This is a genomic window from Silvimonas sp., from assembly GCF_031291215.1.
Classification (GTDB): Bacteria; Pseudomonadota; Gammaproteobacteria; order Burkholderiales; family Chitinibacteraceae; genus Silvimonas; species Silvimonas soli.
The window spans coordinates 1-5,815 of sequence record NZ_JARLJK010000138.1; the positions used below are offsets into that span (position 1 = coordinate 1).

A 5,815-nucleotide genomic window follows, 5' to 3' on the forward strand; every position below is an offset into this window, starting at 1 on the left:
CCCAGATCGGCCTGCACATCAGGATGACTCTGCCGACACTGGCGGCGATCGCGCTGTTGTACTTGCGCATCTATCTGTTCGACTGCCTGCTCGCTGCGGTCAACAAGCATCGCGAAGTCGCCCTGATCGCCACGCTGACCACGACTTTTGCCGGGGTGGCGGCGCTGGCGGCCTTTTGGGCGCACGATCAGTTGGTTGCATCGTTGCTGTTCCCTGCCGCGGCCGCAGTCCTGACGCTGTTTTATGCGATAAGGAACTTCGAGGAGTTTGCCGCTGCTGTGGATCGGCAGGCATCGCGTTTTGCGCTTGAAAAGGCCGCGCTCATTGCCATCCTACTAATCCTGATCGATCTTGATCGTCAGATCGCCATACTTGGCGGCGTACTGGTGCTTATGGTGGCGCTTGATGCCCGGCAGGCGCTTCTGCTGCTATCCACTTTCAGGCGGCGCAAGCCATTGGGTTCGCATGACCTTTCCGTTCAGCACACATAAAATCGGCGGGGGTCTGTCGTCCAATTGCTCTTGCCGATGCGTTATAGCGGCGCTGATGCAATCCGCGCACGATTCTCATAACCGTACAGTTGCGCGCGGAGCGTGACACACTTTTCGGATCGAACGCGATGAAGCTTCTTCTTGTTGGCAGCTATCTTGCGCCCGACATTCCAGGCGGGGCAGAGCAATCAGCCGAGAACCTGCGCACCATTCTGGAGGCGGCAGGCCACAGCATCGCGACCTTGCGCTGGCGACCGGCCACCGCGTTCACACTGGGCACGCAGATCGCCCCGGACACCACTCCTGGGTTGACCCATGACGACTGGGCAGCCCGGACGTGGCGCCCGGGCGAACCGATTGCCGTGCTCGGCAGGCTGGCAAAAGCCGAATTTTACATCATGGAGTTTCTGACCAGGGCCAGCGCCCGCGATGTTCGCGAATATATCGAACGTCATGGCATAGACCTGATTATCATCAATTCGTTTCGCGGCTTGGGCTATGATTTGATTGACAAGCTTGGCCGGGCAGGCGTCCCGGTGATCTGTATCCTGCACGATTTCGCACTCGCCTGCATGAACAAGGGCATGGCGCGCAAAGGCGTCTTGTGCACCAGGCCATGTCCCGCCTGCTCACTGGTCACGGTGCTCAATCGAAGATCTCTGGCGAGGATAGGCAAACTGGCGCTGGTTGCCCCCTCGCGCTACGTGCTCGACAAAGTGGCCGGGGCGCTGCAACTCGCCAATGCAACCCGTCACCATATTCCCAATCCCAACAGCTACACCTTCATCCGCCGGGTCCGCGACCACGGCAATCCGCTTGTGCTTGGGTACATTGGCCGGTTGGAGGTGGACAAGGGCGTCGCCGGACTGCTCGATCATGCTGATCGGCTTCATGCCGCATGCGGCCTGCGACTGATCATTGCCGGGGCGGGGAGCCTGTCCGATGCGGTTGCAGCCTTTGCGGCAGAACGCCCGTGGGTCGATTATCGCGGACAAGTTCCGGCTGACCAGGTGCATGAAGTCTATAACGCCATCGATGTCCTCACGATACCATCGCTCTGGCCGGAAAACTTTCCCGGGGTAGCGGTTCACGCGATGGGCAGCGGGCTTCCCTGCATAGGCTTTGACATCGGCGGCCTGCCCGAAGTGATCGATCATGGCCAGACCGGCTTCGTTGTGCCGTTTGGCGACTTTGGCGCGCTGCACGATCGCGTCGTCGAACTCGACCGCAACCGCCGCCTGCTTGCCGACATGTCGCGCGCCTCGCTGGATGCCTCTGCCCGTTATGATCCCGCTCCACTGGCCGAGCGCTGGGTCGAACTTGTCGCCAGCATGGCATGATTCAGTCATTCAGCGACACCGCCGCGCACCCCACCCCATGAGCGACCAGACCGATATGGCAACAGACCACCCCGCATCAGGATCCATTCTTTGGGTAGGCAAGGCCCCCGTCAATGGCGGCGGCGACGAGATCTATGACCGCAAGGTGCTTGCCCATCTGTCGGGCGATCATGCCGTTGCCAAGTTCGACATGGCATTGCAACCGCGGCTCAACCAGGTGCGCGGCGTGTTGCGCGGGCTACCGCACCCCTGCTTCAAGACTGCGAATCCCGCAGTCGAGCGCGCATTCGCACAAGCAGTTGCCCGGCACAGCAACGTGGTGATCTCGCACGAAGCGAATGAACATCTTGCCCGGATGACGCAGGCCCCGCTGACGCTTGTGCTGCACAACGTCACGCACGACGTGTTGACCCAGCTCTATGGCGCCAACCTGATCGGCCGGCTGGCAGCCGCCCAGTCGCTGCGATGGGATCGGCGGCTTTATGCGCGCGAAAACATCCGCCTGGTTACATTGTCGCGCCGAGATCAGGCTTTGGTCGAAGCGCTGGCCCCCGCACGCCCCGTGGCCATCGCCAGCCCCGGGCTGCCGCCGCTCGCGCCTCTGCGCGGACACGCCATCATTCCCGAAATCGTGCTGTCCGGCAGCTATGAATGGCGCCCAAAGCGGCGCGACCTGATTGCGTTGGCGGGCGATGTCGCGGCCAGTGGCCATGCCTTTGCCTGGCGCCACGACCTGCCCTTGCCGGGCCACCCCGAGGTGGCCCACATCAGCAACGCCGCACGACCGATCGAAATCGGCGAATATTGCGAAGGGCTCCGCTTTGGCCTGATCCCGGATCGTTTTTTGGGTGGGTTCAAGCTCAAATCGACCTACTTCATCGCCAATAACTGCATCCTGCTGTCACGCTGCGACATACGATCCGAATTCGATGGCCTGCCGCATGCCGCCTTATTCGTTCGTTTCACGCCGAATGTATCGGATATACCGCCGATCCTGGATGAATTCGCACGAATGGATGCTGATGATATACGCGATCGATTTGTCGAGTTTCAGCAAGCCTGTGCCAGACAGTTTTCCTGGGATAAGGCTGCCCATGTAATTGCAGCTACATTTGAATGATGCGCGCTAAAGAAAAATATCCGCGGGATATTTCCGGTCCATCGAACCACGATGGGCCGCAAGGACCTCTGTCGGGGCCGGCGACACACCGCAATCGTGTCAGACCAGGACAAGCATCATCCAGGCCAACGCCACCCGCCTGCGCGAGCACTCGCAGGCGCCTCGAACATGCTTGTGCGCGCGCCACACAAACTCCTGCGAAGTTACAACGATTACATAGACCTAGACAAGCCTCTCGATCAGGATGGATTTGGCGCGCGCCTATCAACGCACCCGATGCATCAGGAAAATCGCACCCCCGCAATGTCACCGCGCTGTCAGGAAAAGCGATGCCCCTGCCCATTATGGATTTACGTCGGCACCGACATACATTACAAACGGTTCATCTTTCGATGAGGCTGCCATGTCGATAAAAAATTCTCTTGTGAAGTTTGCCGCGCACGTAAATCGCGTAGACTTCCTGGAAGACGTGGCAAATTTGTGCGCGGACAGCAAATTCTTCAGACAGAATTTTTGCGAAATCGTTTTATATAATTCAAAGCATTTAAAAATGCTGCGAGATATTTATGCGAAATCCCCGGTGATATTCGTGCATGTTCCGAGAAATGGCGGAACATCTATTTCCACGACCCTTTATGGCACAAAAATATGGCACCTGACCCTTGATGCTTTAAATCATCTGATGCCAAATGAAATCAAGGGCAAGCCAACATTTGCAATGTATCGCGACCCCATCGACCGGTTTACATCTGCGATAAAATTTCTTTCAACTGGCGGGACCGCCCTCATATCCGCAGCGGACGTTACAAAGCGGAAACTATCGTCGATCAATACAATTGATGGATATTTGGATTATATTGAGAATGCGAAATCAATTTATGACCTTGATTTTGTCTTGAGGCCTCAGAGCATTTTTTTGGGCGGAAAAACTCCGAAAGTCGATTTTTTGTTTTCTCTGGATGACGGCATGGAAATGATAGGCAAAGCCCTTAATTTTCCCGACATGCCATCCATTCCGAAAACAAATGAAAGTCTCGGAGAAAAAATACAGTTAAGTAAAGAGCAAATCGACCGGATCAAGAGAATTTACGCGGATGATTTCGCGCTCGCCGATTACATTTACAAACCATAGACAACAGAGCGAATTCGACAGGCCCCACTCCCCGCCGAATTACTCCAAGTCTCGCCCCCATACCAAAGAGGCGAGCGCATCAATTGCCCATGCGTTGAAATTGTTCGATTCAAACCGAGCCAATACCGTCCGACCGGCTCATCGCCCCACGGCGGTATAGGCAAGGCCCGCAGCCTCGACCATCACGCGCGGATAGATATTGCGCAAATCAACCAGGACCGGCGTGCGCAGCAACGCGGTTACCCGTGGAAGATCAAGCGCGCGAAATTCGTCCCATTCAGTAGCGATAACCAGCGCGTCGGCCCCCGCCATCGCCGCATAGGGCGAATCGAAATAGACCACATCTTTCAGCACGGAACGCGCCTGCTCCATGCTCTTGGGATCATAGACGTGAAGCGTCGCGCCCGCATCCTGCAACGCCTGGATGATGGCGATCGACGGCGCATCACGCATGTCGTCGGTGTTGGGCTTGAACGCGAGCCCCAGAATGGCGACCGTTTTGCCCCGCACATCGCCGCCGGCCGCCTCGATCACCTTGCGCCCCATCGCCCGCTTGCGCCGGTCGTTGACCGAAACCACAGCCTCGACAATACGCAAGGGCGAGGCAAAGTCTTCGGCCGTCTTGAGCAGCGCGAGCGTGTCCTTGGGAAAGCACGAGCCGCCATAGCCGGGCCCTGCGTGCAGGAACTTTGATCCGATGCGGTTATCGAGGCCAATGCCGCGCGCGACTTCCTGCACATCGGCGCCGACTTTTTCGCACAAGTCCGCCATTTCGTTGATAAACGTGATCTTTGTCGCCAGGAATGCGTTGCCGGCATATTTGGTCAATTCCGCCCCGCGGCGGCTCATTTCGATCAGCGGCGAACGCCCCAGCGCCAGCGGCCGGTAAATTTCGCGCATCACGGCAAACGCGCGTTCGTCATGGCCGCCGATAACCACGCGGTCGGGCCGTTTGAAATCATCGATCGCGGCGCCTTCGCGCAGAAATTCGGGATTCGACACCACGGCGAAGTCTGCATCGGGATTGACCTCGCAGATGAGGCGCTCGACATCATCGCCGGTCCCCACCGGCACAGTCGACTTGTTCACGATCACCGTAAAACCGGTCAGCGCGGTGGCGATTTCGCGTGTCGCCGCATGCACATACACCATGTCGGCATGGCCATCGCCCCGGCGCGATGGCGTTCCGACCGCGATGAACACCGCATCGGCCCCGCGCACGGCTGCGGCCATATCGCTGGTGAAAGTCAGGCGCCCCGACGCCGACCCGGCTGCAACCAGTTTGTCGAGTCCCGGTTCGTAGATCGGGATCACGCCGTCCTTGAGCGCGGCGATCTTGGTCTCATCCTTGTCCACGCACGTGACCTGGTGTCCGAAGTCGGCAAAGCAGGCACCGGAAACCAGCCCCACATAACCCGAACCGACCATCACAATTTTCATCGCAACCCATCCATCAATTGCTGGAAGTGAACCACTGCAGATTTCGACCGCCGACGACAGCACAGCGCCTTGCGATGCCGCGCTGCGCTAAGCCGTTCGGACGACACGGGCAAGCAAAAGGGTCAGGCGCACGATGGCGCCCCAGGGACGGGAACCGCTGATCCCAACCGGTCGCCCTGGGCAACATCGTTCAATCCCGGCGCAATTGATGACAATGCGATCGATACCACGCGCATGTTTCGCCAAGGCCGGCCACAAGCTCGATGCCGGCCCGCCACCCCATCGCGGCAAG

At 58.4% G+C, this 5,815-nt stretch carries 5 protein-coding genes; 4 read left to right on the forward strand and 1 reads right to left on the reverse strand.

Annotation, left to right across the window (positions count from 1 at the left end):
• The 4 genes from P4L78_RS17490 to P4L78_RS17505 form a co-directional block, all read left to right on the forward strand.
• On the forward strand, positions 1-491 hold a 491-nt coding region (locus P4L78_RS17490; protein WP_309329432.1), incomplete at its 5' end, for a hypothetical protein.
• A 128-nt stretch (positions 492-619) separates the two neighbouring features.
• Complete coding sequence (locus P4L78_RS17495) at positions 620-1,831, forward strand: glycosyltransferase (protein WP_309329434.1); 1,212 nt, start codon at positions 620-622, stop codon at positions 1,829-1,831.
• Between the two features lie 37 nt (positions 1,832-1,868).
• On the forward strand, positions 1,869-2,951 hold the full coding sequence (locus P4L78_RS17500) for a hypothetical protein (RefSeq protein WP_309329436.1): 1,083 nt from the start codon (positions 1,869-1,871) through the stop codon (positions 2,949-2,951).
• Between the two features lie 250 nt (positions 2,952-3,201).
• A complete protein-coding gene (locus tag P4L78_RS17505) occupies positions 3,202-4,083 on the forward strand; it encodes a hypothetical protein (protein ID WP_309329438.1) in 882 nt (293 codons plus the stop codon).
• Positions 4,084-4,221: 138 nt separating this feature from the next.
• On the opposite strand, the gene P4L78_RS17510 is transcribed toward P4L78_RS17505, so the two are convergent.
• Entirely contained in the window at positions 4,222-5,523 is a 1,302-nt protein-coding gene (locus P4L78_RS17510) for a UDP-glucose/GDP-mannose dehydrogenase family protein (RefSeq protein ID WP_309329440.1), read from the reverse strand.
• Positions 5,524-5,815: the final 292 nt, after the last annotated feature.